General features: G+C 72.3%; 20 protein-coding genes and 3 tRNA genes. 9 read left to right on the top strand and 14 right to left on the bottom strand.

Annotation, left to right across the window (positions count from 1 at the left end):
• Window positions 1-288 precede the first annotated feature (288 nt).
• Window positions 289-648, top strand: coding sequence for a hypothetical protein (locus ACF07B_RS18055; RefSeq protein WP_392179606.1), 360 nt, complete (start codon window positions 289-291; stop codon window positions 646-648).
• A 105-nt stretch (window positions 649-753) separates the two neighbouring features.
• Here ACF07B_RS18055 and ACF07B_RS18060 read toward each other — a convergent pair whose 3' ends face one another.
• The 3 genes from ACF07B_RS18060 to ACF07B_RS18070 form a co-directional block, all read right to left on the bottom strand.
• Window positions 754-1,158 (bottom strand): hypothetical protein, encoded by a 405-nt coding sequence (locus ACF07B_RS18060; RefSeq protein WP_392179607.1) that lies wholly within the window; start codon window positions 1,156-1,158, stop codon window positions 754-756.
• A 228-nt stretch (window positions 1,159-1,386) separates the two neighbouring features.
• A tRNA-Arg gene (locus ACF07B_RS18065) sits at window positions 1,387-1,459 on the bottom strand.
• Between the two features lie 239 nt (window positions 1,460-1,698).
• Window positions 1,699-1,789 (bottom strand) — tRNA-Ser (locus ACF07B_RS18070).
• A 157-nt stretch (window positions 1,790-1,946) separates the two neighbouring features.
• Between ACF07B_RS18070 and ACF07B_RS18075 the strand changes: the two genes are divergently transcribed.
• Both ACF07B_RS18075 and ACF07B_RS18080 read left to right on the top strand, forming a co-directional pair.
• Window positions 1,947-2,573: an SSI family serine proteinase inhibitor gene (locus tag ACF07B_RS18075; RefSeq protein WP_392179608.1), complete on the top strand. Its 627-nt coding sequence runs from the start codon at window positions 1,947-1,949 to the stop codon at window positions 2,571-2,573.
• Window positions 2,574-2,782: 209 nt separating this feature from the next.
• Window positions 2,783-6,871 (top strand): PAS domain-containing protein, encoded by a 4,089-nt coding sequence (locus tag ACF07B_RS18080; protein ID WP_392179609.1) that lies wholly within the window; start codon window positions 2,783-2,785, stop codon window positions 6,869-6,871.
• Between the two features lie 136 nt (window positions 6,872-7,007).
• On the opposite strand, the gene ACF07B_RS18085 is transcribed toward ACF07B_RS18080, so the two are convergent.
• The 7 genes from ACF07B_RS18085 to ACF07B_RS18115 all read right to left on the bottom strand — a co-directional run bounded on the left by ACF07B_RS18085 (window position 7,008) and on the right by ACF07B_RS18115 (window position 14,660).
• Window positions 7,008-8,663 carry a long-chain fatty acid--CoA ligase gene (locus ACF07B_RS18085; protein ID WP_369481912.1) on the bottom strand — a complete coding sequence of 552 codons (1,656 nt, stop codon included), beginning with the start codon at window positions 8,661-8,663 and terminating at the stop codon, window positions 7,008-7,010.
• 100 nt (window positions 8,664-8,763) lie between these two features.
• A complete protein-coding gene (locus ACF07B_RS18090) occupies window positions 8,764-9,357 on the bottom strand; it encodes a SigE family RNA polymerase sigma factor (RefSeq protein WP_362408992.1) in 594 nt (197 codons plus the stop codon).
• 313 nt (window positions 9,358-9,670) lie between these two features.
• Window positions 9,671-10,837: a lipid-transfer protein gene (locus ACF07B_RS18095; protein WP_392179610.1), complete on the bottom strand. Its 1,167-nt coding sequence runs from the start codon at window positions 10,835-10,837 to the stop codon at window positions 9,671-9,673.
• Window positions 10,834-11,301: a MaoC family dehydratase gene (locus tag ACF07B_RS18100; RefSeq protein WP_392179611.1), complete on the bottom strand. Its 468-nt coding sequence runs from the start codon at window positions 11,299-11,301 to the stop codon at window positions 10,834-10,836. Before ACF07B_RS18100 ends, ACF07B_RS18095 begins: the two co-directional genes overlap by 4 nt.
• Complete coding sequence (locus tag ACF07B_RS18105; RefSeq protein WP_392179612.1) at window positions 11,298-12,356, bottom strand: acyl-CoA dehydrogenase family protein; 1,059 nt, start codon at window positions 12,354-12,356, stop codon at window positions 11,298-11,300. Before ACF07B_RS18105 ends, ACF07B_RS18100 begins: the two co-directional genes overlap by 4 nt.
• Window position 12,357: 1 nt before the next feature.
• Window positions 12,358-13,470, bottom strand: coding sequence for a bifunctional MaoC family dehydratase N-terminal/OB-fold nucleic acid binding domain-containing protein (locus tag ACF07B_RS18110; protein WP_392179613.1), 1,113 nt, complete (start codon window positions 13,468-13,470; stop codon window positions 12,358-12,360).
• Complete coding sequence (locus tag ACF07B_RS18115; RefSeq protein WP_392179614.1) at window positions 13,467-14,660, bottom strand: acyl-CoA dehydrogenase family protein; 1,194 nt, start codon at window positions 14,658-14,660, stop codon at window positions 13,467-13,469. The genes ACF07B_RS18110 and ACF07B_RS18115 overlap by 4 nt, the downstream gene beginning before the upstream one ends.
• 655 nt (window positions 14,661-15,315) lie before the next feature.
• Here ACF07B_RS18115 and ACF07B_RS18120 point away from each other — a divergent pair.
• Window positions 15,316-16,197, top strand: a complete 882-nt coding sequence (locus ACF07B_RS18120) for a bifunctional DNA primase/polymerase (RefSeq protein ID WP_392179615.1) — start codon at window positions 15,316-15,318, stop codon at window positions 16,195-16,197.
• Between the two features lie 66 nt (window positions 16,198-16,263).
• On the opposite strand, the gene ACF07B_RS18125 is transcribed toward ACF07B_RS18120, so the two are convergent.
• A tRNA-Ser gene (locus ACF07B_RS18125) sits at window positions 16,264-16,348 on the bottom strand.
• A 431-nt stretch (window positions 16,349-16,779) separates the two neighbouring features.
• Here ACF07B_RS18125 and ACF07B_RS18130 point away from each other — a divergent pair.
• Window positions 16,780-17,634, top strand: a complete 855-nt coding sequence (locus ACF07B_RS18130) for a DUF2637 domain-containing protein (RefSeq protein WP_369481920.1) — start codon at window positions 16,780-16,782, stop codon at window positions 17,632-17,634.
• 90 nt (window positions 17,635-17,724) lie between these two features.
• On the opposite strand, the gene ACF07B_RS18135 is transcribed toward ACF07B_RS18130, so the two are convergent.
• Window positions 17,725-19,203, bottom strand: coding sequence for a S1C family serine protease (locus ACF07B_RS18135; protein ID WP_392179616.1), 1,479 nt, complete (start codon window positions 19,201-19,203; stop codon window positions 17,725-17,727).
• 258 nt (window positions 19,204-19,461) lie between these two features.
• Here ACF07B_RS18135 and ACF07B_RS18140 point away from each other — a divergent pair, with 258 nt between their 5' ends.
• The 3 genes from ACF07B_RS18140 (at window position 19,462) to ACF07B_RS18150 (ending at window position 22,133) form a co-directional block, all read left to right on the top strand.
• The gene (locus ACF07B_RS18140) at window positions 19,462-20,271 is read left to right on the top strand and encodes a glycerophosphodiester phosphodiesterase (RefSeq protein WP_369481922.1); all 810 of its coding nucleotides are present in this window, start codon (window positions 19,462-19,464) and stop codon (window positions 20,269-20,271) included.
• 127 nt (window positions 20,272-20,398) lie between these two features.
• The gene (locus ACF07B_RS18145) at window positions 20,399-21,028 is read left to right on the top strand and encodes an ATP-binding protein (RefSeq protein ID WP_392179617.1); all 630 of its coding nucleotides are present in this window, start codon (window positions 20,399-20,401) and stop codon (window positions 21,026-21,028) included.
• A 136-nt stretch (window positions 21,029-21,164) separates the two neighbouring features.
• On the top strand, window positions 21,165-22,133 hold the full coding sequence (locus ACF07B_RS18150) for a DUF5926 family protein (RefSeq protein WP_392179618.1): 969 nt from the start codon (window positions 21,165-21,167) through the stop codon (window positions 22,131-22,133).
• Between the two features lie 241 nt (window positions 22,134-22,374).
• On the opposite strand, the gene ACF07B_RS18155 is transcribed toward ACF07B_RS18150, so the two are convergent.
• Both ACF07B_RS18155 and ACF07B_RS18160 read right to left on the bottom strand, forming a co-directional pair.
• Window positions 22,375-22,956, bottom strand: a complete 582-nt coding sequence (locus ACF07B_RS18155) for a hypothetical protein (RefSeq protein ID WP_369481925.1) — start codon at window positions 22,954-22,956, stop codon at window positions 22,375-22,377.
• Between the two features lie 55 nt (window positions 22,957-23,011).
• Window positions 23,012-23,677 (bottom strand): bifunctional DNA primase/polymerase, encoded by a 666-nt coding sequence (locus tag ACF07B_RS18160; protein WP_362403954.1) that lies wholly within the window; start codon window positions 23,675-23,677, stop codon window positions 23,012-23,014.
• Between the two features lie 482 nt (window positions 23,678-24,159).
• Here ACF07B_RS18160 and ACF07B_RS18165 point away from each other — a divergent pair, with 482 nt between their 5' ends.
• Window positions 24,160-25,671, top strand: a complete 1,512-nt coding sequence (locus ACF07B_RS18165; protein WP_362403952.1) for a PP2C family protein-serine/threonine phosphatase — start codon at window positions 24,160-24,162, stop codon at window positions 25,669-25,671.
• The last annotated feature ends 53 nt before the right edge of the window (window positions 25,672-25,724 follow it).

The following is a 25,724-nucleotide window of genomic DNA, read 5'->3' on the forward strand; positions in this document are numbered from 1 at the left end:
CGGCAATCCAGCCGGGCAGGACACCGCCTGACGGCACGCCAGCCCTCACATCGCCGGGAGGGCGGAGGCCGCGTGCGCGGACTCCGAGTCGCGCACGTGAGGGGGTTGTCAGACGCTGAGGCCATGAGCGAACCCACCCCCGGGGAGCCGCCCCGGCCCGACCCGTCCCAGCAACGGTGGGGACAAGGCGCGCAGCAGCAGCCACAGGGATGGGGACAGCCACCCCCGGGCGGCGGACCACCTTATGGAGCAGCACCGCCGAGGAAGAAGAGGCGGAAGTGGCCGTGGGTGCTGCTCGTGCTGGTCCTGCTGGTGGCGGGCGGGTGCGCGGCCGTCATCGCCGGCATCTCGCACGAGGCGTCGAAGACGGTCGAGGTGGAGTACGCCGTCACGGGCGACGCGCGAGACGTGACCATCGCGTACTCCGTCTGGAACGACGACGGCATCTCGACAAGATCCGAGACGGTGAGGACGCTGCCGTGGCGGAAGGTCGTGAAGACGAAGGGCTTCACGAAAGGCGGGTCGCTCCTCATCAGCCTCAGCGGATCGGGAGGCACCGCCGTCTGCTCCGTGACCGTGGACCACGACACCCCCAAGACGTCCACCGCCTCAGGGCCGTCGGCCGCCGCTTCCTGCTCCGGGTTCTGAGGATGCCGCGACGACGTCGATGTCACCCGCCGATGGCGAAAGCCCCTCACCGGTTCGGCCGGCGGGGCCTTCGAGGGTGACGGCCGTTGAAGTCCGCCGGGCAGGTCAGTTGGGCACCTGCGGCCGGTCGGGGTCGGTCGCGGGGGCGACGGTCGCCGTGTCGCGCCGCTGCGCGGCATCGGCCGAGGCCGCGGCGTGCTGGTGGGCCGTCGGCCCCGACGGCTCGGGCCGAGAGGACCGCCGGTAGAGACCCAGGGCGAGGAAGACGAAGCAGACGCCCACGACGGAGGCGAACGCCGTCATGGTCGTCGATCCCAAGTGGCGATGCACGGGACCCACGGTGAGTGTGCCCCCGACGCCCATGCACACGTCCGCCCAGCCCCCGAGCCGCGGCGAGGCAACCGTCTTCCTGAACCACGGAGCGACCCAGCCGGCACGGATGGCGGCGGTGCCGGGGACAAGGGTCAGGGTCCAAAAGAGCCCCAGCAGGGCCCAGTCGATGACCTCCACAGCGAGTCCCCCATGCCACAACTGTGCGACTCGACGGCCGCCAGGCGTGATCTTCGCATGGCCACCGCGCCGCGGGTAAGGGGCCCGTACAAGGTGATGAACCGCTTCACGGGGACTCCGGCGAAAGCGGGTCGGCAGATCCCGCACCGGGAGACCAGGACCGAAGGACTCCGCGCACCGCACGGAAACGCAAGAGGCCCCGGATCTCTCCGGGGCCTCTTACCTGTGTGCACTCGGCAGGATTCGAACCTGCAACCTTCTGATCCGTAGTCAGATGCTCTATCCGTTAAGCTACGAGTGCTTGTTCTGTTTTTGTTCTTGTCTTCGCTTCCCGGGCTTTTGCCCCGCTCGCGGCGACAGGAAGAACATTACATGACTGCCGCCGCCATGTGAAATCCATTTGCCTCACCCCTTGTGAGCTGGGCAAACGTGCTTCTGGGCGCTTGCGGGCACCCCGGACACCGACGCGCTCGACGGCCCTCGCGGACCCCTGGAACGCCGAAACCCCGGTCCAATGGACCGGGGTTTCGGATCTTCGCGCGGAGGCGGAGGGATTTGAACCCTCGATGGGATGTAAGTCCCAAACCGCATTAGCAGTGCGGCGCCATAGACCGGACTAGGCGACGCCTCCCGCACAACCCCTCACGCGAGCGCGAGTGGTGCGTGCAGATGATGACACAGTCGAGCGGCGTGTCACCAATCGCCCCCCACGGTACTAGGCGGATACGCCGCACTGCAAAGCCCCCACGAGCACGCAACCGGGTGGGTCTCTCCGCGTTAGGCAGGTCATGTTGCGCCGACTGCTCCTCACCGCCGCCGTGTCAGCCACCGCCGCGCTCTCCTGGGCGCCCGGCGCCACCGCCGCCACCCCCTCCGACGCTCCCGGGGTGTCCCCCGTACCCGTGGCGTCCCCCGCCGGGCCCGCCACCGTGTTCACCGGCGGACCGTCGTCGCTGTTCCCCGGCGGGACCCCGGCGGCGGTCCGGGCCGCCGCCGCGTACGGCCGCTCCCTGCCGTCCCTCATGCCCCCGCCGGCCCGTCCGGACGACTCCGCCGACCGGCTGACCGTGACCGTCGCCGGTGTGGGCGGCGGCGCGGACGGGACCTTCGAGCTGGAGTGCCACCCCGCGGGCGGCACCCATCCGCACGCGACGGAGGCCTGCGACCGGCTGGACCGGATGACCACCTGGGGCAAGGACACCTTCGCCCCGGTGCCGCCGGACGCCCTGTGCACGATGGTCTACGGGGGTCCGGCCACCGCGCATGTCACGGGCACCTGGGCGGGGCGTCCCGTCGACGCGCGCTACGACCGCGCGAACGGGTGCGAGATCTCGCGCTGGAACGCCCTCGTCCCCGTCCTGCCCGGCGCCCGCGCGGAGCGCGGACGGGCCGAGGACACGGTGGAGTCACGGTGATCTCACAGTGCTCTCACGGTTCCGCACGGTGAAATGCGTGGTCACAGGTTCTACGCCGCTTCTGCGTCTCATATGTGTGCGACCTCCCTCTCATCCGGCATCGCGAGCGCAACCTCTGCCCGTAGACTCCGTCGCGTGACACACCGCGGGCCGGTTGGCAAGATGACCTCCGCGGTCGGCAAGGTGCGGTAACAGGGAGGAAGCGTCTCGTGAGCAGCAGGCCATCCCGAGGCGCTGCTCGCCTCGCAGCCATACTGGACGCGCTGCCTGATGCGCTGGTCCTGGTCAACGCCAACGGGACCGTCGTCAACGCCAACACGATCGCCCTGGAGGCCTTCGAGACCCCGGGCACCGCTCTGGTGGGCCGCGGGCTGCTCGATCTGCTTCCCGAGTTCGACTCCCGGCTGATCCCCGGCTCCATGCGGCGCCCCGACTCCACCGACGAGCGCGGGCGGACCAAGCCGACCCGGATGACCGCGCGGCGGACCGACGGCTCGGAGTTCCCGGTCGAGGTCACCAGCGCGAACCTGGAGAGCGGCCAGCAGGCCTACGACAACTACGGCCCCACCCCTGACGAGCTGCTGATGCTCGTCGTACGCGATCTCTCGGGCACCGTCGACACCGAGGCCGAGCTCGCGCGTTCGCAACGCCAGACCGAGATGATCCTGCGCGCGGCGGCCGAGGGTGTCGTCGGGACGGACACCGAGGGGCGGGTCGTTCTCGTCAACCCCGCCGCCGCCCAGATCCTCGGATACCGGGCCAGCGACCTCGGCGGCAAGGACCTGCACGAACTGATCCTGCACTCGCGGGCGGACGGCGAGGCCTTCCCCTTCGAGGAGTCACCGCTCGCCGACACCCTGCGCTCCGGGCGCAAGCACCGGGTGCGCGGCCAGGTGCTGTGGTCGAAGTCCGGGGACAAGGTCCCGGTCGACCTGACGACCTCTCCGGTGCGCGACGGGGACCAGCTCGTCGGTGCCGTCATGACGTTCACCGACCGGCGCCCGTACGACACCCTGGTCGAGGAGAAGGAAGCCGCCGCCACCCGGCACGCCGAGGAGCTGGAGCGGATCGGCGAGGAGCACACCGCCGAGCTGGCGAAGCTGCGGGAGCGGCACACCGCCGAACTCACCGAGCTGACCGAGGGGCACGAGGAGGAACTCGCCTCGGGCGAAGAGCGGTACGCGGCACTCGGCGAGCGGGAGAAGGACCGCTTCGAGGCGCTGGCCGCCCGGCACGAGCAGCTGCTCGCCGTCCTCGGCCACTCCCTGCGCGGCCCCCTCGACCAGTTGCGCGGCGAACTCGCCAAGCTCGCCGCCGACGACGCGGGGCAGCTGTGGCCGGAGGCCAACCAGGTGCTCCACCACCTCGCGGCCGGCTACTCGCGGATCACGACGCTCGTCGACAACGTCCTCGGCTACCAGCGCCTCGACGCGGGCATCGAGACGATCTTCCGTACGAACGTGATGCTGGACGCCGTGGTCGCGGCCGGTGTCGAGGGTGCCGTCGACCTGATCGGTCCCGGACGCGTGCAGTTCGCCGTGCACGCGCCGCCCATCGAGGCCGAGGTCGACCCGCAGCGTCTCGCGCGCGCCCTCGCCCACCTCGTCGCGGACGTCGCGGGTGTCGACGCGACCGGCAACGCGCCGGTGTCGGCGGGCGGTTACATGGACAACACGGTCGTCGTGGCGGCGGCGCAGCGCGGCGAGGTCGTCCGTATCGAGGTACGCGGGCCGTACGCCGGGGGAGACCCGGTGCACGAGCCGATCGTGCGCGGGATCGTGCGCGCGCACGGCGGTGTGCTCCAGACGCACGAGGTGCCCGGGATGAGCGGCAGCGCCTACGTCCTGGAGGTGCCCATCGGCGGCGGGGCGGGCGCGGTTCCGCTCGGCACCGGCGTGGCGGTCGGCGCCGAGATCGCCCTTCACGAGCAGGCCCCGCAGCAGAGCGGTGGCCGGCGGCGGGCCCGGCGGCCCTCCACGGACGCCTTCCTGGAGAGCGAGGAGCCGGGGGAGTCCGGACCGCAGGCCGTCGAGACGGCCGGCGCGACCGCTCCCACCGGGCGCCGTCGCCGCCGTGCGACGGAGGAGCAGGCGTCGGGCGAGCTGCCGGTCCCCGGACAGGAGCAGGCGGGCGACGGCACCGAGGACGGTTCCGGCGGCACCGGACGACGCCGCGGCCGGCCCAGCGCCGTCGAGGGCACGGGCGACACCCCGGCCGAGGGGGTGTCCGAGGGCGCGGTCGTGATGGCGGGCGAGCACGGATCGGGCACCGCGGCCGCGGGATCCGGGCTGGGCGGGACGGTGCCTCCGCAGGGGATGCCGGTACCGGCGGCCTCCGGACGCCGCGCACGCCGGGACGGCGAGCAGAACGCGCTGCCGGCGGCGCCCGCCGCGACGGCTCAGGACGACGGTCCCGACGACGACGGCACCACCGACGAGACGGGCCGGCCGACCGGCCGGCGCCGCCGTGCGCTGGCCGCGGCGGCCGAGCGTGCCGCCGCGCAGGACACGGGCGCCCGCGCGGTGTTCGCGCTGCCGCCGGCGGAGGCGGACCGTTCGCCGGAGTACGTACGGGCCGAGGCCCAGGCGCAGGCCGCCCAGGCACAGGCCGTCGAGGCCCAGGCCGCCCAGGTCCAGGCGGCACGGGCGCAGGTGGCCCAGGCCGCACAGGATCAGGTGCAGGCCCAGGTCGCGCTGGCCCAGCAGCCCGACGGCCGTCACGACGCGATGCGGCACGACCCCGACGACGATCACACCCCGCCGCAGCCGCACCCGGTCTCCGCCCCGACGGGCCGACGCCGTGCCCGTCAGGTCGCGGAACCGGCTCCCGAAGCGGCGCCCGGAGCACCCGCTCAGTCCGTCCCGGCGCAGGGGCTCCCCGGACAGCCGGTCCCGGCGCGGGGAATTCCCGCACAGGGCGTCCCGGTCCCCGCCACCGGCGGCCGGCCGGTTCCCTCCGGCCCGCCCGCCGCCGCGCAGCCGGGTTCCGCCCCGGCGGCCGCGATGCCGGGCGGCACGCCCGCTCCGGCGGCCCAGCCCTGGCCCGACGCGAACAGCGCCACCGGTGCGCAGCCCGCGCTCCCGGCGGCGGCCCCGGCCGCCAAGGCGGCCCCCGCCCCGCTCCCGCCGGAGCGCCCGGCCACGCGGGTCGCCCAGCCGCTGCCCGCCGAGGCGACGCCCGCGTCCGCCCCGGCCGACCCCAACTCGACGCAGGGCCGTGCCATAAGCGTGCGCACGCTCGGCCAGGGCGTTCCGTTCGCCCGTCAGGTCGCGGCGGCCCAGCCGGGCGGCGGCGTCCAGGCCCAGACCCCTCCCCCGCACGGGATGAACGGCGGGGGCCGCCGCCGCAAGCTCGGTACGCCGCCCGAGCCCGCCTCCGAACGCCCGGAGACGGCCGCGCGCGCCCTTCCGCAGGGTGCCGGACCCCGGCGGCCCGGCACCACCGAGGGCGCCGGACGGTCCTACGCCATAGGAGCGCCGGACGAGAACGCCGCCGAGGGCCCCGAGCCGCTCGACGGTCCCGGCGGTGCCGTCGAGGTTGCCGACCAGCCGCAGCCGCGCCCCGTGGACGACGAACTGCCCCCGGAGCCGCTGGACAACCCGCGGCGGCTGCTCGTGTGGCCGGCGCCCGACGCCGGCACCCAGCAGGCGCTGACCGACCGCGGCTACCGGCCGGTCATCGTCAACTCGCGCGAGGAGGTCGACGCGCAGATCGCCGCGTTCCCCGCCGCGCTGTTCGTCGACCCGCTGACCGGCCCGATCACCCGCACGGCGCTCCAGTCGCTGCGCCAGGCCGCCGTCGCGGCCGAGGTGCCCGTCCTGGTTACGGCCGGGCTCGGACAGGCGACGCGCGAGGCGGCGTACGGTGCCGACCCCGCCGTACTCCTGAAGGCGCTGGCGCCGCGCGACTCCGAGCAGCACCCGCCGCGGGTCCTGCTCATCGAGGAGCACGCGGAGATCGCGCTCGCGCTGACGGCGACGCTGGAGCGGCGGGGGATGCAGGTCGCGCGCGCCTCGACGGACGAGGACGCGGTCACCCTGGCCGCTCAGATGCGGCCGAACCTCGTGGTGATGGACCTGATGCAGGTACGGCGCCGACGGGCCGGAATCGTCGACTGGCTTCGGGCGAACGGGCAGTTGAACCGCACGCCGCTCGTCGTCTACACCGCCGCCGTCGACGCGTCCGAGCTGCCGCGGCTGGCCGCGGGGGAGTCGGTGCTGTTCCTCGCCGAGCGCTCGACGAGCGACGAGGTCCAGGACCGGATCGTCGACCTCCTGGCTCGCATCGGCACCAACTAGGCCCGTACTCGGGTCAGTACGTAGGTCAAAGTACGCGGGTCAGTGCGTCACGGCACGCCCCGCGTGTCTGCGAAGTGCGTGAGCCGGGCGGGGAGCTTGAGAGCTCCCCGCCCGGCTCACGTGCGATGTCCGCGTGTCAGAGCTTGGTCACGTCCAGGCTGCCCTCGGCGTACCTCTTGCGGATCACCTTCTTGTCGAACTTGCCGACGCTCGTCTTCGGGACGGCCTCGACGATCGACCAGCGCTCGGGGAGCTGCCACCTGGCGATCTTGCCCTCTTCGGCGAGGAAGGCGCGCAGCGTCTCGAAGTCGGCGGCGGACCCCTCCCTCAGGACGACGGTGGCCAGCGGGCGCTCGCCCCACTTCTCGTCGGGGACGGCCACGACCGCGGCCTCGGTCACGTCCGGGTGGGACATGAGGGCGTTCTCCAGGTCGACCGAGGAGATCCACTCGCCGCCCGACTTGATGACGTCCTTGGCGCGGTCGGTGAGGGTCAGGAAGCCGTCGGGGCTGATCGTGCCGACGTCACCGGTCTTGAGCCAGCCGTCCTCGCTGAACTTGTCGGCGGGACGCAGCGGTTCCCCGTCGTTGCCGCCGTAGTAGGCACCGGCGATCCACGGGCCCCTGACCTCCAGTTCACCGGCGGACTCGCCGTCCCACGGGAGCCGTTCGCCGCCGGGGCCGGTGAGGCGGGCCTCGACGCCCGCCGGGAAACGGCCCTGGGTGAGGCGGTAGGCGAACTCCTCGTCCGTACCGACCGCGTGGGCCGGCGGGCGGGCGACGGTGCCGAGCGGGGAGGTCTCGGTCATGCCCCAGGCGTGGCTGACGCGCATGCCCAGACCGTCGAAGGCGGCCATGAGCGAGGGCGGACAGGCGGAGCCGCCGATCGTCACCTGGGTGAGGGAGGAGACGTCACGGGGCTTGGCGGTGAGTTCGGCGAGCAGTCCCTGCCAGATCGTGGGGACGGCGGCGGCGTGCGTGGGCCGCTCGCTCTCGATCATCTCGGCGAGCGGCGCGGCCTGGAGGAAGCGGTCCGGCATCAGCATGTTGATGCCGGACATGAAGGTCGCGTGCGGCAGACCCCAGGCGTTGACGTGGAACTGCGGGACCACGACGAGGGTCGTGTCGAGGTCGGTGAGCCCCATCGACTGGGCCATGTTCACCTGCATGGAGTGCAGGTAGATCGAACGGTGGGAGTACACGACGCCCTTGGGGTCCCCGGTGGTCCCGGAGGTGTAGCACATGGCTGCGGCCTGCCGCTCGTCGATCGCCGGCCAGTCGTAGACGTCCGGCTTCCCGGCGATCAGGTCCTCGTAGTCGTGCACCCGGACGCTCGTGCCGTCGAGCAGCGACCGGTCGCCGGGACCCGAGACCACCACGTGCTCCAGCGTCGGAAGCTGGGGGAGGAGCGGTGCGAGCAGCGGGAGCAGCGAACCGTTGGCGATGACCACGCGGTCGGCCGCGTGGTTGACGATGAACACGAGCTGCTCGGCCGGGAGGCGGAGGTTCAGGGTGTGCAGCACGGCGCCCATGGAGGGGATCGCGAAGTACGCCTCGACGTGCTCGGCGTTGTTCCACATCAGGGTCGCGACCCGCTCGTCGCCCGTCACCCCGAGGTCGTCGCGCAGGGCGTGGGCGAGCTGGTTCGCCCGCCGGCCGGCCTCGCGGAAGCTGCGGCGGTGCGGTGCGCCCTCGCCCGTCCAGGTCGTGATCTGCGACTCTCCGTGCACCAGAGCCCCGTGCTCCAGAATGCGGGTCACGGTCAGCGGTACGTCCTGCATCGTGCTCAGCACGGCGTCCTCCCGGGGGCGACATTGCCTACGCGGTAGTAATGGGTTGCGCTGATTCTGCGCACATACCGCGCGGTATGTCACTAGGCCCAGGAATGATCGATCAGCGCAGGGCCCGCTCGGACACCGGACGGGGGCCCTCCTGGCGGACGGGGATCAGCTCGGGGTCCTCGCGCAGTTTGCCCAGCGCGCGGGAGACCGCCGACTTGACCGTGCCGACGGAGACCCCGAGGACCTCCGCGGTCTGGGCCTCGCTCAGGTCCTCGTAGTAGCGCAGCACCACCATCGCCCGCTGCCGCGCCGGCAGCTTGGTGATCGCCCGCCACATCGCGTCGTGCAGCGCCTGCTGCTCGGCCGGGTCGGCGGCGGGGAGCCCCTCCGGCTCGGGCAGCTCCTCGCAGACGAACTCGTCGACCTTGCGCTTGCGCCACTGCGACGTCCGCGTGTTCAGCAGGGCGCGCCGCACATAGCCGTCCAGGGCCCGGTGGTCCTCGATCCGGTCCCAGGCGACGTACGTCTTCGTCAGCGCCGTCTGCAGCAGGTCCTCGGCGTCGCTCGGGTTCGCGGTGAGCGACCGGGCGGTACGCAGCAGCACCGGCTGCCGCGCCTTCACGTACGACGAGAAGGACGGGTACGAAAGGGTCCGTGTCGCCCTGGTGGCGGCGTTCGAGGCGCTCGTACAGACGAGTGTGGTCATGACTCCACGCTAGGTTCGCCCCCTCGTCCGGCGGATCGGCCGCAGGTCCCGAAGCCATGTCCGCCTCAGGTTGTAGAACCGGGGTCGGCCTCACCTCCTGAAGGTGGACAAGGGGGCCATCCCCTCTGAGGGTTCACCCCTGAGAGACGGCCGCTGGTCGCGCTTCCCGTCCGGTGGTGGGTCGGGGCCGTGCCGGTGCATCAGCCCGCCGCCGTCGGGTGAGGCGTGAGCGTCGGTGGCGACGGGCATCGATGTACCGGCACGGCCCCTCCCGCGCGTCGCCGGATGCGGATGATTCGTGGTGGCGGCGGTCTCAGCCGTCGGCGCCGAGGATCAGGCCCGAGGTCGGAACCCCGGTTCCCGCGGTCACCAGCACCCGGCCGGCGCCCGGTATCTGGTTCACGGACGTGCCCCGCAGCTGCCGTACGCCCTCCGCTATCCCGTTCATCCCGTGCAGATACGCCTCCCCGAGCTGCCCCCCGTGCGTGTTCAGCGGCAGCCTCTCCTCGGCGACGAAGTCCGCGGCCTCGCCCGGCTTGCAGAAGCCGAACTCCTCCAGCTGCATCAGCACGAACGGGGTGAAGTGGTCGTACAGGATCCCCACGTCGATCTCCGCCGGGCTCATCCCCGCCGTCCGCCAGAGCTGCCGGGCCACCACGCCCATCTCCGGAAGTCCCGTCAGATCGTCCCGGTAGAAGCTGGTCATCTGCTCCTGCGCCCGGCCCGCGCCCTGGGCGGCGGCCGTGATCACCGCCGGGGAACGCGGCAGATCGCGGGCCCGCTCCACGGAGGTGACCACGAGCGCCTGGCCTCCGTCGGTCTCCTGGCAGCAGTCCAGCAGCCGCAGCGGCTCCACGATCCAGCGCGAGGCCGCGTGATCGGCGAGCGTGATCGGCCGGCCGTGGAAGTACGCCGCCGGGTTCGTCGCCGCGTACATCCGGTCCACCACCGCGACATGGCCGAACGCCTCGGGGGTCAGTCCGTAGGTGTGCAGATACCGCTGGGCCGCCATCGCCACCCAGGAGGCCGGGGTGAGCAGCCCGAACGGCAGGGCCCAGCCCAGCGCCGCGCCCTCGGCCGACGGCTCGCGCCGCTGCACGCCCGAGCCGAACCTGCGGCCCGAGCGCTCGTTGAACGCCCGGTAGCAGACCACGACCTCGGCCACGCCGGTGGCGACCGCGAGCGCCGCCTGCTGGACGGTCGCGCACGCCGCCCCGCCGCCGTAGTGGACGCGGGAGAAGAAGGACAGCTCCCCGATCCCGGCCGCCTGCGCGACGGTGATCTCCGGGCTGGTGTCCATCGTGAACGTCACCAGCCCGTCCACGTCCCCCGGCGTCAGCCCCGCGTCGTCGAGCGCGGCGCGCACCGCGTCCACCGCCAGTCGCAGCTCACTGCGCCCCGAGTCCTTGGAGAACTCGGTGGCCCCGATGCCGACGATCGCCGCCCGCCCGCCGAGACCGTCCCGCTTGCGCACACTCATACGGCACCGCCCGCGGACGGCTCGTCGGCGGCGTCGGGGACGGCGGACGACGGGGCGGTGACGGGCTCCGCACCGGAAGCGGGAGCCGGGACCGTCACCGTCACCGTGCCCATGACGTGCCGGCCGATGCCGTTGGCGCCGAGGATCCTCACGGTCGCCGTGTCACCGTCGACCTCCTCGACGGAGCCGGTCAGCACCATGGTGTCTCCCGGGTGATTGGGGGCGCCCAGCCGTATCGCCACCCCGCGCAGCACGGCGGCCGGACCGAAGTGGTCGGTCACATACCGTCCGACCAGGCCGTTGGTCGTCAGGATGTTCATGAAGATGTCCGGCGATCCCTTCGCCCGTGCCAGGTCCGCGTCGTGATGCACGTCCTGGTAGTCCCGTGAGGCGATCGCCCCGGCCACGATCAGCGTCCGGGTGATCTCGATCTCCAGCGGCGCCAGTACGTCGCCCACCCTCATGTCTCCGCCTTCCCGTTCGCGATCAACTCCCCCAGCTCCTGGAGGAGTTCGCCCCCGCAGCCCAGATACGCGTCCAGCTGCCGGCCCCACAGGAAGTGCCGGTGCACGGGGTGCGTCAGGTCGGCGCCCGCCCCGCCGTGCAGATGCTGGCCCGTGTGCACCACCCGCCGGCCCGCCTCGGAAGCCCACCACGCGGCCGTGAGGGCGTGCGTCGCGTACGGCAGCCCCTCGTCGCGCCGCCATGCCGCCTCGTACGCCGTCACCCGGATCGCCTCGGTGTCCATGTGCGCGTCGGCGGCCCGCAGTTGGACGCCCTGCCGGGCGGCGAGCGGCTGCCCGAACTGCTCGCGCGTGTTCGTGTGCTCCACCGCCCGCGCCAGCGAACCCGCGCACACTCCGGCCTGGAGCCCGGCGAAGGCGGTACGGGCCGTCGCCAGCACGTCGTCGTACGCGCCCGCGGAGCCCAGCGCCTCCCCCGGCGCCCCGTCCAGGGTCAGCCGCCCCGCCGACCAGGGCGCCGTCAGTTCCACCGGCTCGCTCGCCGCCGCCTCCGCGGTGCGGACCAGCCAGAGCCGGCGCCGGTCGTCGGCGACGAGCACGTGGGTGGCGTCGCGCAGCCACGGCACGGCGGGAAGGACACCGGTCAGCCTCCCGGACGGGGAGTGGGGCGGGGAAGCGGGCGGGGCGGCGGACAGCGCGCCCGGGCCCGCTATCGCCCCCGCCACCACCACCGTCCCGTCGGCGATCCCCGGCAGCAGCCGCTCGCGCTGCTCCGGCGAGCCGTGTGCCGTCACCGCGAGCAGTCCGTAAGCGCAGCTCGCGGCGAACGGCACCTGCGCCGTGGTGCGCCCCTGTTCCTCCAGCAGCAGCACGAGCCCGAGGAGCCCGGTGTCCGCGACCGCTCCCACCAGCCCTGCGGCGCACAGCTCCTTCCACAGTCCGGCGTCGCTGCCCGTCCCGGCCGCGGTGAGCCGTTCGTGGGTGGAGTGGTCGCCGAAGATCCGCGCGGCCAGGTCCGCGGCGGCGGCCTGCTCCTCGGTGGGGGTGAAGTCCATGTCAGCTCCCCTCGCCCGAGCGGCCGGCGGCAGCGGTGGCCCGGAAGACCGGTAGCTCCAGGTCCTCGTCGTAGCGCCGGAACGCGAGCCGCACCGGCATCCCGATCCGCACCTCGTCGTACGGCACGCCCACCACGTTGCTCACGATCCGCACGCCCTCGGCGAGCTCGACCAGAGCGACGGCGTAGGGAGGGTCGAAGGCCGGGAACGGCGGATGGTGCATCACGACGTACGAGTACACGGTCCCCTCGCCGCCCGACTCGACCGTGTCCCAGTCCGGGCAGCCGCACGCTCCGCACCCCGGCAGCCACGGGAATCTCAGCGTCCCGCAGGACGTGCAGCGCTGGATCAGCAGCCGATGCCGCCCGACGCCCTCCCAGAACCCGGCGTTGTCCCGGTTGATCACCGGCCGCGGACGCCTGCTCTTCGGCTCGGCGCTCCTTGTCGCGGAGTCCTTCGGTTCGGCGCTCCTTGTCGCGGAGTCCTTCGGTTCGGCGCTCCTTGTCGCGGAGTCCTTCGGTTCGGCGCTCTTCGTCCGCGCGCCGCCCGATGAACCCGGAGCCGCGTCCGTGATCTTCGGATGCCGGTGCGCCGGGGCGTACTTGAGGATGCGGAACCTGTGCGTCCCGGCGAGCTCGCCGCCCGCCCGGATGTCCATCCGCGTGGTGACGAAGTACCCGGTGCCCAGCTTGGTCGTCTTGCGCCCGGACACCGACTCGATCATCGAGTCGAAGGTGATCTCGTCCCCCGGGCGCAGCGGACGCAGATACTCCTGTTCGCAGTCGGTGGCGACGACCGAGGTGTATCCGGCGCCGTCGAGCAGGGCGAACAGCTCGTCGTAGGTCCCGGAGCGGCCGGGGCGGTCGGCGTGCCCGGAGAGGCCGCTCATGGTCCACGCCTGGAGCATGGTGGGCGGGGCCACCGCGTCCGGCCCCTCGTAGGCCGGGTTGGTGTCGCCCATGGCCTCGCACCAGTGCCGGATCATCGGCGCGTTGACGAGGTCCCGGCCGACACCCCCGGCGGTGGCCGCGCGCCCCTCGTACTCCTTCAGACGCTCCGACAACGCGTCCCCGTCACCCGCGGAGCGCTCCTCGTCCGCCTCCCGGCCGCTCACCGCCGCCCCCGCCTCATGCCGAGCCGCATCGTCGCGACGATCTCCCGCTGCACCTCGCTCACCCCGCCCCCGAACGTGTTGATCTGCGCCGCCCTGTTCATCCGCTCCAGTTCGCCGCCCCCGAACGCCGCCGGCGAACCGGAGCGGACCAGCGCCTCGGGCCCCACGATGTGCTGGCACATCCGGTACACCGCGACCGCGGACTCGGTTCCCATGACCTTCACGCCGCTCGCGTCCCCGGGCGCCGGACCGCCGGCTCCCACATCCCCCACCAGACGCCAGTTGAGCAGGCGGGACGCCGCGAGCCGCGCATGCACCTCGGCGAGCTGGAAACGCACCCACGGCTCGTCGGTCGCGCGCCGCCCGGTCACCGGATCAGGCGTACGGGCCGCCTCCAGCGCGGCCGCGTAGAAGTCCTCGGCCTGCATGCCGATCGCGGCGAGGGCGACCCGCTCGTGGTTGAGCTGGCTGGTGACGAGTCCCCAGCCGGCGTTCTCCTCGCCGACCAGGTTCCCGGCCGGGACGCGGATCCCGTCGTAGTAGGTCGCCGTGGTGGTCTGGCCTCCCACGGTCTCGATCGGTGTCCACGAGAAGCCGGGGGCGCCGGTCGGGACGAGCAGGATCGAGATGCCCCGGTGCCGGGGCGCGTCCGGGTCGGTCCGGCAGGCGAGCCAGATCCAGTCGGCGTTCTGGGCGTTGGACGTGAAGATCTTCTGCCCGTCGATCCGCCAGAACCCTCCCTCGCCGCCCGTCTCCCCGGCCGCCCCGGCCTCCCGGACGGCGCGGGTGCGCAGCGAGGCGAGGTCCGTACCGGCCGACGGTTCCGAGTACCCGATGGCGAAGACGAGGTCGCCCTTCAGGATGCGCGGCAGGAAGAACTCCTTCTGCTCCGCGCTGCCGTACTTCATGAGGGTCGGTCCGACGGTGTTCAGCGTGACCATCGAGACGGGGGCGCCGGCCCGGTAGGCCTCGTCGAAGAAGACGAACTGCTCGTCCGCTCCGCGCCCCTGCCCGCCGTACGCGACCGGCCAGCCGAGCCCGAGCAGACCGTCGGCCCCGATGCGGCGCAGCAGCGCCCGCTGCCGGGCGGGGTCGTCGGCGGGCGGCGGCCCGTCCGGCATCAGATCCCGGAAGTACGTGCGGAGTTCGGCGCGCAGCCGCTGCTGGCGCTCGGTGGGGGCGAGGTGCACGGTGGCGGCCCTCCCGGACCTCGTACGAACAAGGTTTTCTGACTGTCCGTCAGATACCGTTGCCTGTCAAGGTCACGGGCACCGCCCCGGACGAGCCGCCCACGGCGGGACAGGGGCACTCGCGCGCCACCCCGGAACACGTCCGCGCGACGGCGCCGAAGCACCGTCGCGCGGACGTCGCGAATCCCCCACCCCCCGAGCGCTACCCCCCGGAGAAGCGGGCGGCGGGCGGCGGCAGGGCCGCGACGGCGGCGAGAACGCGAGCGGTACGGATGCTTGCCATGCGGGTTCCTCCAGAAGCGGTTGCACGAACCGGCGGTGGGCCGGGACGTACGGGAAATACGGCTTGTTCCGGGGCGGTTGGCCGACCGCCCCGGCGTTGTCCACGACGTCGCGAGTCCAGAGCTGCCCAGCACATCCCCGGCGAACCCCACCGGAAGCCGTGATTCCCCCTCAAGCGTGAGGACATGTCGATAAACCCCCTTCACGCGGACAAAGTTCCTGCTCAGGCCCCTACGGTCCATCCAGACCGGGCCCGGCGCCCGCGGAAGCGTTCCGGCGCATTTTTCGGCCGATCTCGCCCCTCACCCGCCCGGCTCCCCCGTGAACCCGGAGAGCCCTTCCCTTTCTCGAACACTCGTACGATTATGGAGTCATGGCCACCATCGACCGGCGGGCCACCACTCTGGCCCTGGCCCACGCCCTGTCCGCAGCCGAGCGCGGACTCGCGGTGATCCCGCTGTCCCGTACGAAGCTCCCGGCCCTGCGCTCCCCCCATCGCGACGACCCCGACCCCCACCCGTGCCACGGCGAATGCGGCCGCTTCGGGCACGGCGTGTACGACGCCTCGACCGAGCCCCGGCGTATCCGCGAGCTCTTCGCCGCCGCCCCCTGGGCCACCGGCTACGGCATCGCCTGCGGGCTGCACCCGCACCACCTCATCGGCGTCGACCTCGACACCAAGTCCGACACCGACTCCTCGACCGCCCTGCGCGAACTGGCCCTGCGCCATCTCTTCACGATCCCGGACACGGTCGTCGTCCTGACTCCCAGCGGCGGCCGCCATCTGTGGCTGAGCGGACCGCCGGACGTCGTCGTCCCCAACTCGGCGAGCCGGCTCGCTCCCGGCATCGACATCCGCGGTGCCGGCGGCTACCTCGTCGGCCCCGGCTCGCGCACCGAACACGGCGTGTACGGGACGGCTCCCGGCACCTCCCGGCTCGCACCCGCGCCCTGCCCGCCCGAACTCCTGCGCCTGCTCCTGCCCCCGCCCCCGGCCCGCGCCCACCTCCCCACGCCTTCGGCGAGCGAACGGCAGGGCCAGGGACTGGTCCAGTTCGTCCTCGCCGCCCACGAGGGTCAGCGCAACACCCGCCTCTTCTGGGCGGCCTGCCGCGCCTACGAGAACGGCATCGGCCCCCAGCTGACGGCCCCGCTCGTCCAGGCCGCCGTCCGCACGGGCCTGACCGAGCGAGAGGCCCGCTCGACGATCGCCTCCGCGTCCCGGATGACGGCTCCTCCGCCCCCACAGCCATAGGAGGGACCGCACCGGGACAGGCCGACGGCCCCTGACCGATCTACCTGGTCAGGGGCCGTCCAACTGCGGTGGGTGTGGGATTTGAACCCACGGTGACTCGCGCCACGACGGTTTTCAAGACCGTTCCCTTAGGCCGCTCGGGCAACCCACCCCGCTCCGCCCGACCGGGTGGAGCGGGTACAGCGTACCCGGCTGCGAGCGCGTCGCGGAGGCACGGTCCGCACCGGATCCACCAGCGCCGATCCGGTTCGCGGGCGTCACCGGCCGGGTGCCCGCGGGGTCTGTCCGCCGCCGCGCCGCGCGCATCGGCCCCCATGGACGAAAAGCCGCTTTGGTGAATACTTCCGCCGCCGCGCGCTCACTCGATTGCCGCACACCTGAAGGCGGGGGAGCCGCGTTAGCGGAACATGGCGAAAGCAAGATCTCTCGTTCCGGCCGTCTCTGGAGCGGCGGCGGAGGGTCCGGCCTCTGCCCGCCCGGTACCGGCCGGGCGGCACGCGGTTCGAGCGGAACCCGACCAGCGGTGGAACGGCCCGGAACGCTCCGGCCGTAACCGCGCTCACGCGACCGGGACGAGTTTCCGTGAATGACGACTACCCGAATCTGTCCTTCGCCCGGTACGGACAGAATCCCGGATACCCCACCGAGGCGCAGACCGGCCCCTACGGCGACCCCGTGACCGCCCTGAACGAACAGGGCTGGGACCCCGTCGAGGAACTCACCTACCTCCTCCAGGACGCCGCGGCGGCGGAGCAGGAGGTCACCGTGCCGCCCCCGCGCAGCGAGCCGGCGTACGCCGACGAGTTCACCGGCGAATTCACCGGCGAGTTCACGGGCGAGTTCACGGGCGATCCGATGGACAACCTGGTGCAGATCACCGCCGAGTTGCCGCCGATCCGGCGCTCCACGGCCGGGCACCGCAAGGTACGGGTCCGCAACCGCCGCAACTGGCTCCAGACCGTCAGCTTCGTGCTCGCCGCGGTCGCCGCCGCCACCGTGTCGATGGTGAGCGTCTTCAGCGGCATGGTGGCCTACTCGCCGCTCCAGCGGATCGCGTCCAACGCGCAGAGCGGTACGGGACCTTGGTGGCCCCTTCTGGTCTACGGCCCCTGGATGGTGGCCTCGCTGTCGATCCTGAGAGCCGCTCTGCACCAGCGCCGGGCCGTGCACTCGTGGTACGTCGTCCTGCTGTTCTCCTCCGTCGCGATGATGTTCTGCGTGGCCGACGCCCACCAGTCGATCACCGGTGTGGCCACCGCCGTCGTACCCGCTCTGGCGTCGTTGACCTGCTTCCAGCAACTGATCCGTCAGATCACGCTGACCCGGCCGCCCCGCCAGAGCACGTCCCGCCACCGGCAGCGCCCCTGCCCGCCCGCGGCCTCGGAACGCACCAGCGGCAAGAAGCGGCCGGCGGCCGCGAAGAAGCCGCGCGTCTGACGCGTCCCGGGACCCGGCCCGGACGGAACCACCCGCACGCGAAAGGGGTGCCTCCCGGGAGAGACACCCCTTGCGAGCCGGATGGGACGGTCAGCTGTCGCCCTCACGGGAACCGAGGGTGACGTCGACCGTGTGGGTCTTGCCGTCGCGCGTGTAGGTGAGCTTGACGGTGTCGCCGGGCTCGTGGGTCCAGATCGCGCCGATGAGGGTCGGACCGCTGTCGACCACCATGCCGTCGAGCTTGGTGATGACATCGCCGGGCTTGAGGCCCGCCTTGGCGGCGGGACCGCCGGCCTCGACCGCCGCGGAGCCGCTCGCACCCTGCTCGGTGATCTTCGCGCCGCCCGTGCCCTCCTCCAGGGAGACCGACGCGCCGATCTTCGCGTACACCGGCTTGCCCGTCTGGATCAGCTGCTGGGCCACGTACTTGGCCTGGTTGATCGGGATCGCGAAGCCCAGGCCGATGGAACCGGACTGGCCGGACCCGCCGAGACCGCCGCTGCTCGACGACTGGATCGCCGAGTTGATGCCGATCACCGCGCCCGAGGCGTCGAGCAGGGGACCGCCGGAGTTGCCCGGGTTGATCGAGGCGTCCGTCTGGAGGGCGCTCATGTACGAGGACTTGCTGCTGGCACTGCCGTCGCTGGAGGCGACCGGACGGTTCTTGGCGCTGATGATGCCCGTGGTCACCGTGTTGGAGAGACCGAAGGGCGCGCCGATCGCGATCGTCGAGTCGCCGACGGCCACCTTCTCGGAGTCGCCGAGGACCAGCGGCTTCAGGTCCGAGGGCGCGTTCTTCAGCTTGATGACCGCGACGTCGTACCCCTGCGCGTGGCCGACCACCTCGGCGTCGTACTTCTTGCCGCTCGGGAAGGTGGCGGTGAGCTTGCCGCCGTCGACCGCGTCCGCCACCACGTGGTTGTTGGTCAGGATGTGGCCCTGCTTGTCGAAGACGAAGCCCGTACCGGTGCCGCCCTCGCCGTTCGTGCTCTGGGCCTCGATGGTGACCGTGCTCGGCAGCGCGCCGGCGGCCACGTTCGCGACGGTGCCCGAGGCGCGCTTGACCTCACCGCTGCTGCTCGGGGCGGAGACCGTCGTCGAGTCGGTGGAGTTGTCGTCGTTCTTGGCCAGCGAGTAGCCGATGCCGCCACCGACACCGCCGGCGACCAGCGCGGCCACCAGCACCGCGGCGGCCAGACCGCCGCGCCCGTTCCTCGGCTTCGGCGCGGGCTGCTGGTAGGAGGAACCCCAGCCGCCGGCACCCGAGCCGCCGTCGGCGTACGACGGGGTGGCGGGCGGCGGAGGCGGCCAGCCCGCTTCGGGGGCGGAGCCCTGGGTCGGAGCCTGCCCGTAGGGGTCGGCCCCCTGCCCGGCTCCGTCCGACGCGTAGGCCGGCATGCCCATGGGCGCCGACGCGTGCTCCGGTGCGCCGGGCACCGCGGGGATCGGAGCGGTCGGCGCGCCCCCCGCGTGCGAGGCGCCCTGCGCGGAAGCAGCGGGAGTTTCCACCGGCACAGGAGGTGCGGACGGGGCCGGGGGTACTGCGTTGCCCTCGTTCTCGGTGCTCACAGCTCTTCTCCTCGATCCACGGCTGTTGTTTCTCGGTCGCACTCGGTCACGCCCACGCACACTTGTCGATGGCCCGGCGCGATTCAGCTGTGCATGTGCTTTTGTACGCCGTCAGCTTTTCCCACAGGGCGTCAGGGCACCATAAGCGGTGGCTGTGCGTCCGAGGCCATCCTTTATAACGGACTTTTATTACCAAAAGGAATGTCTTGCGACATATCTCACCTCACGCTCGCCCGGCGACGGTGGCACCATGACGCGGTGACCCTCGCACGACAGCACCCGATTCAGGTCGTCGCCCACCGCGGAGCCTCCGAAGAGGCCCCCGAGCACACCCTGGCCGCGTACAAGAAGGCGATCGAGGACGGTGCGGACGCCCTCGAGTGCGATGTACGGCTGACCGCCGACGGCCATCTCGTCTGTGTCCACGACCGCCGCGTGAACCGGACGTCCAACGGCCGCGGAGCCGTCTCGGCCCTGGAGCTCGCCGAACTCACCGCACTGGACTTCGGCTCGTGGAAGAACCGCGACGAGTCACCCGACTGGGAACACGCTCCCGGGAGCCTGACGGACACCTCCGTCCTCACCCTGGAGAAACTGCTCGAACTCGTCGCCGACGCCGGCCGCCGCGTGGAGCTGGCCATCGAGACCAAGCACCCGACCCGCTGGGCGGGCCAGGTCGAGGAGCGGCTGCTCCAGCTGCTGAAGCGCTTCGGCCTGGACACCCCCGCCTCCCCGGCCGAGTCCGCGGTGCGCGTCATGAGCTTCTCGGCGCGCTCGCTGCACCGCGTCCGGGCCGCGTCCCCGACCATGCCGACGGTCTACCTGCTCCAGTTCGTCTCACCCAGGCTGCGGGACGGACGACTGCCCGCCGGTGTCCGGATCGCGGGCCCCTCGATGCGGATCGTACGCAGTCACCCGGGGTACATCGAGCGGCTGAAACAGGCCGGTCACCAGGTGCACGTCTGGACCGTGAACGAGCCCGAGGACGTCGATCTCTGCGCTGAACTGGGCGTCGACGCCATCATCACCAACCGCCCGCGCGCGGTGCTCCGCCAACTGGGCCGCTGACCTGGCCCTGCCTGCGGCGGGCCGGCTCCCGGAAAACGCCAGGACCACCCCCCGGAAACCGTCGAGAACCGGCCACACGGTCACAGGGAGTGCACCGGCGCGTTCGTTCCGCATTCGATCGTTACGAGTGCGTCAGCAGACGTCGATTGGCCGGTTTCCGGTCCAGTCCAAAGGGGCATTCACTCCGTGGCGTGGGGTGAAGGAGGTCTCGGGGGTGGCGTTGGTGGTGGCACAGGAGGTGCCCACGTCGTCAAGCATGGCCGTACCCCATGGCCCTGCGGGCGTGGGAGAAGCAAGGCACCGGATGCGCGATCAACTGCGTTCGGGGGGCGTGGCGGAAGCGGTCGTGGACGACGCCGTACTGATCCTTTCGGAATTGCTCAGCAACGCGTGCCGTCATGGCAGGCCCCTGGGCGACGCCCTCGCCGGCGACGGCGACGTGCGGGCGGCCTGGCGTATCGACCCCGCCGGACGGCTGACGATCGAGGTGACGGACGGCGGCGGCCCGACCCGCCCGGTACCCGCCACCCCGTCGGTCACCGCACGGGGCGGCCGCGGGCTGAACATCATCACGGCGCTGGCCAAGGACTGGGGTGTACGGGACGACATCCACGGCGAGGTCACCGTGTGGGTGGTCGTCCAGGACAACGTACAAACGGCGCACCGGCACGACGACTTCGCTACGCGCGTCGCGTCACCGAGGGTGTCGGGGATCTCCGGTCTGGACTTCGTGGACGCCTTCGACGACCTCGACTGAGCCGGACCGGGGCGCGCGGACCGGCCGCCGGGCTCCGTGACGACGCGGTGCGTTGTCCACAGGATCCCGTCGGTCTCCCTGCGAACGGCTAGGCTCGCGCCAGTACGAGACGAGCCGTGATCGGGAGACACCCACGATGGCCAAGAAGCGACCCCAGACGAAGGCCAAGCAGCCGCAGTTGAAGGACGGCGGCGAGATCCCGGTCGTCGGAGCACGCGAGCCCTGCCCCTGCGGCAGCGGCCGCCGGTACAAGGCCTGCCACGGCCGGGCCGCCGCGCACGCCGCGACCGAGCTGGTGCACCGCCCGTTCGAGGGCCTGCGGGGCGAGGGCGACTGGGTCGCGCTGCGCGAACTGGTGCCCGCCGCGACGGTGCCACTGACGCTCAAGGAGAGCCTGCCCGAGGGCGTTCCCTCGGTCACCCTCGCCACGGTCCTGCCGATGGCGTGGCCGGCGCTGCGCCGCGAGGACGGCTCGGTGCTGCTCGGCCTGCAGAACGACACGCCGTCCGGCGACATCAGCCGCGACCTGGCCGACACCCTGCGGCGCGCGCTCGTCGCACCGCCCGGCACCCCGGTCGAGGGGCGGCGCGCCCCGGCGGACGGTCCCCGGCTCCAGGACCTGCTCGACCCCGAAGGCGCCTTCGAGCCAGTTGTGCACAGCGGCTTCGAGTTCTGGGTCCCGGACGCGGAGAACGCGACGCCCGAGGTGACCGCCTCGCTGGAGCGGGCCAACGCCGCCGCCATCCCGACGGTCAAGCTCTCCGGGGTCGACGCCGCCTACTGGTGCGAGACGCCCGACAAGAACCACCTGCGCTGGGTCATGCCGTACGCCGAGGAGCAGCTTCTGGACGCTCTCGCGCGGCTGCACGCCGAGGGCCGTTCGAGCCTCGGGGAGGGCACCCGGCTGGTCGGTTCCTTCCGTGCGCACGGGCTCACGGTCCCGGTCTGGGACCTGCCGAGCGGTGTCACGGCGGACGACGTCGAGAAGCCGGCGGCGGAGTTCGCCGAACACCTCGCCACCGCTCTGGCCATGGACACGCCACTCACGGCGGACGAGCGCCGCGCACGCGGGGGGCTCACCAACCGCCAGGTGACGCTCAGCTGATCCACAGCGAACCCACAGGACGGGAAACTGACCGACCGGTCAGCTGGTCAGGGTCTCGGAAGCGGGTGACTCCTGTCACAACTCCCCGTTGTGACAGGTAAATCCGTGTCCGAATAGCCGAGATCGAATTTGCGAACCGCCGATCTCTTGTTACCGTTCGAGTAGCCCGGTTGCTGGTGCATCCCCCGTCGCCAGCAACCGGGTCTTTCCATGTTCGGAATCCCGAACGATATCAATCGCCTTACCGGCGGCCCGAGTTGCTTCCCGAGCGCAGCAGCAGCGGCCCTTCGCCGCTCCGCGCGAATTCCGCGACCGCCGAGTACGCCCCCGGCTCACCCGCCGTGTGTTCCCTGGGCGTCTCGCACGCCCCCGGGTCGTCCTCCGCGTCCACCGCGCAGTTCATCTGCACCGTGCGGCCCCCAGGAGCCATCAGCGTCAGGGCCGAGCTCAGCGACTCGCCGGTCGCGTTGCGGTAGTAGGTGCGCGCCCAGGTCTCCTCGCCCTGCGTCAGGACACAGGTCTGCGCCTCGACGCCGTCGGGCGAGGAGAGTTCGGGACCGCACCGGGCGGCGGTGGCGAGACCGAGGCCGAGCCGCGGGGAAGAGCGCCGGGGTGCGGGCGACGGCGGCCGGCCGTCCGCGGCAGCCGTCCCGCGCGCGGACGGGGAGCCGGCGTCGCCCACCGGGCCGGCCGAGGCCACGGCCAGCGGCAGGGCGAGGACGAACGCCACGACTCCCGCCAACGCCACCAGGCGGACCCTTCGGGGGTCCGGTCCGCCGCCCGGCGGCGCCTCGGCCCCGTACTCCCCCGAATGACGCTGCATAGGCGGACGATAACGAGCGGGGGAGGGCGCGCGGCTCGCCGCGCGCCGGACCCCCCTACAACTCGGGCGCGCTCACACCCGTACGAGTGAGTGCCTCGACGACGGCATCCACCACGGCCTCGACGCCGGGCACCCAGGGGGCGGCCGAACCGGGCAGGGGAGCGCGCTCCCAGCGGATCTGCCCCTGGCCCGTCTCCGACGGCGGCAGCGCGATGTAGCCGCCCTCGCCGTGGAAGCGCAGGGAGCCGGGGACGAAGTCCTTGGCGTAGAGCAGTTCGCCGAGCTGTTCCATGGAGTACGGGGCGACGAGGATCGCCCAGCGGGAGGGAGAGGCGACGACCGGGCCGAGGCGCATGCCCGTGCGGTCGAGGGCGTCCAGCGCGCGGGCCGCCGCGAGGGCCGGCAGGCTCACCGCGCACGGGGCGCCGCCCCCGGTGGCCAGCACGATGGGGGCCGAGGGCCGGTTGGTCCACCACCAGCGCACCATGCGCTCGTCCGTGGTGGCCGCGAGGAGGCCGGGGTCGAAGGGATGGGCGCCCGGCACCGTGCACTCCGGGTCGGGGCAGCCGCAGCGGGCACGCCCCTGCGGGTCGGCCGCCACACCCGGGAGTACGGGCCAACGCCATGCCGTCGCGAACGTCAGGGCCGCGCTGAGCATCTCAGGCCTCCCGTTGTTTCGCCTGGACAGGAGCCTGCGTCGCCTTCCGAGGATCTCGCGCATGAGCGCTCGTTCCTTTCCGTTGCACGCCTGGCAACACCGAGGATCACATCACACCATGTGTCGATCACTTCACTGTGCGTACCTGCTGGCGCATCACACCCCTGCTGGAGACAAGGGGAACCCCTCTGGGCCGAGCATGTGGCTGTGTCCGCGCCCATACCGCGTACATCCAAAGCATGGGCATGGCGTGGGGTGGCGGCGCCTGGCGTTTTACGTCCCGCGTATTCCTAGCCGCCTCCGCCACGGGAGGATGGGGCACGGTCGTCGGTGGTTAAGACGCCCGGGTCCGTCGCCAGGTTCCGGGCGGATCTCAACCACCCCTGGCCTTCACCGAGTACGTACCCATCACGACCGCTGTGACGCTCCGTCGAACGAGGCCAGTCGACCTCAATAAGCCGTTGCCCGAGTCAGTTTTAGGCCAATTTCAATTTCCCGCAAGGGTTACCACCGGTCGCACGGACACCAGGAATCCCGGCAGGACAATGCTGGACATCCCCTCACGAGTACGTGTACATGTGGAGACACCGCTAGCGGCGCAGAACGACATGGGGGTTTGCGATGCTATTGAGCAAAACGCACCGGTCGGAAAGCCGGACGTCATGAACGCCCCTCACCTTCCGAAAGTGGCCGGAATCGATTCAACGGTTCCCTCGCCCGCACACACTGTCGCGCCGGCGCCCGCTCCCACGGGCGCGGCGGCGGCAGCCCCGCCGGCCGGCCCCGGAGCGGCTCTCCAGGACCGTCTCGCGGGCTGGGTCTCGGACCTCACCACGCTTCACGAACTCACCGAACGGGTCGCCCGCACCGCGACACTGGACGACGCGCTTCAGGAACTGCTGCGCGCCGGAGCCGCCCTCGTGGGCGCCCGGCGCGGCCTCGTCGTCATGGAACCGGGCGACGGACTGGGCCCCGACACCACGATCGGCCTCGGCCTCGCCCGAGCCGACCTCGGCCACATCGAGACGGTGCCGCGCAGCTCCATGTCGTACGGGAAGATCCTGGACGGGCTGCCGGGCGGCGAGGGCGAGATCACCCAGCCGGACCTCCTCTCGGAGGACGGACTCGACCCGCGCCACCGCGAGGTCGCCGCCCGTCTCGGCTACGCCGCCAGTTACGCGCTGCCGCTGTCCACCGAGGCGGCCGGCCGTCTCGGGGCCGCCGTGTGGCTCTACGACGAGCCCGCCGAGCCGGTGGAACGCCAGCGCCATCTCATCGGCCTCTACACCCGCCACGCCACGGAGCACCTGGCACGGCTGCTGGAGCTCGAACGCGCGCGGACGTGCGTGACGACGATGTCCGAGGAACTGCTTCCCCCACGGCTGCCCCGGGTCTCCGGCGTCCAGCTCGCCGCCCGGCACCGCACCGGCCCGCGCGGCGGCGGCGACTGGTACGACGCGCTGCCGCTGCCCGACGCCGCGCTCGGCCTCGCGGTCGGCTCCGTCACCGGCTCGGGACCCAGCGCGGTCGCCGCCATGGGCCGGCTGCGGGCCTCCCTGCGGGCCTACGCCGTCATGGAGGGCGAGGACCCGGTCGCCGTGCTCTCCGACCTCGAACTGCTGCTGCGACTGACCGAACCCGCGCGCTCCGCCACCGCCCTGTTCGCGTACTGCGAGCCCGCCCTGCGCAAGATCACGCTCGCCGGCGCCGGACACAGCCCGCCCCTGGTCATCGGACCGCGGCGAACCGAGTTCGTGGAGACCTCCCTGTCCGCGCCCCTGGGCATGCTCGCCTGCTGGGAGGCGCCGAGCGTCGAACTGACCGCCGACCCCGGCGAGACCGTCCTGATCTACACCGACGGCCTGCTGCACCGCACCGGCGATCCGATGGACCGCGCCTTCGCCCGGCTGCACGCGGCGGCGGCGAGCGTCCCGAGGACGCTGCGCGACGACCCCGGCGCGATCGCCGACCACGTGCTGCGCGGTGTGCTGCCGGACGGTCTCGACGAAGCCGACAGCGACGAGGACGTCGTCCTCCTGGCGGCCCGCTTCGAGTGAGAGGGCTCACACCCGGTGTAACAGGTCCTCCGGCCCTGGGCCCCCTTCAGTAC

This window comes from Streptomyces sp. NPDC015532, assembly GCF_043078065.1.
Classification (GTDB): Bacteria; Actinomycetota; Actinomycetes; order Streptomycetales; family Streptomycetaceae; genus Streptomyces.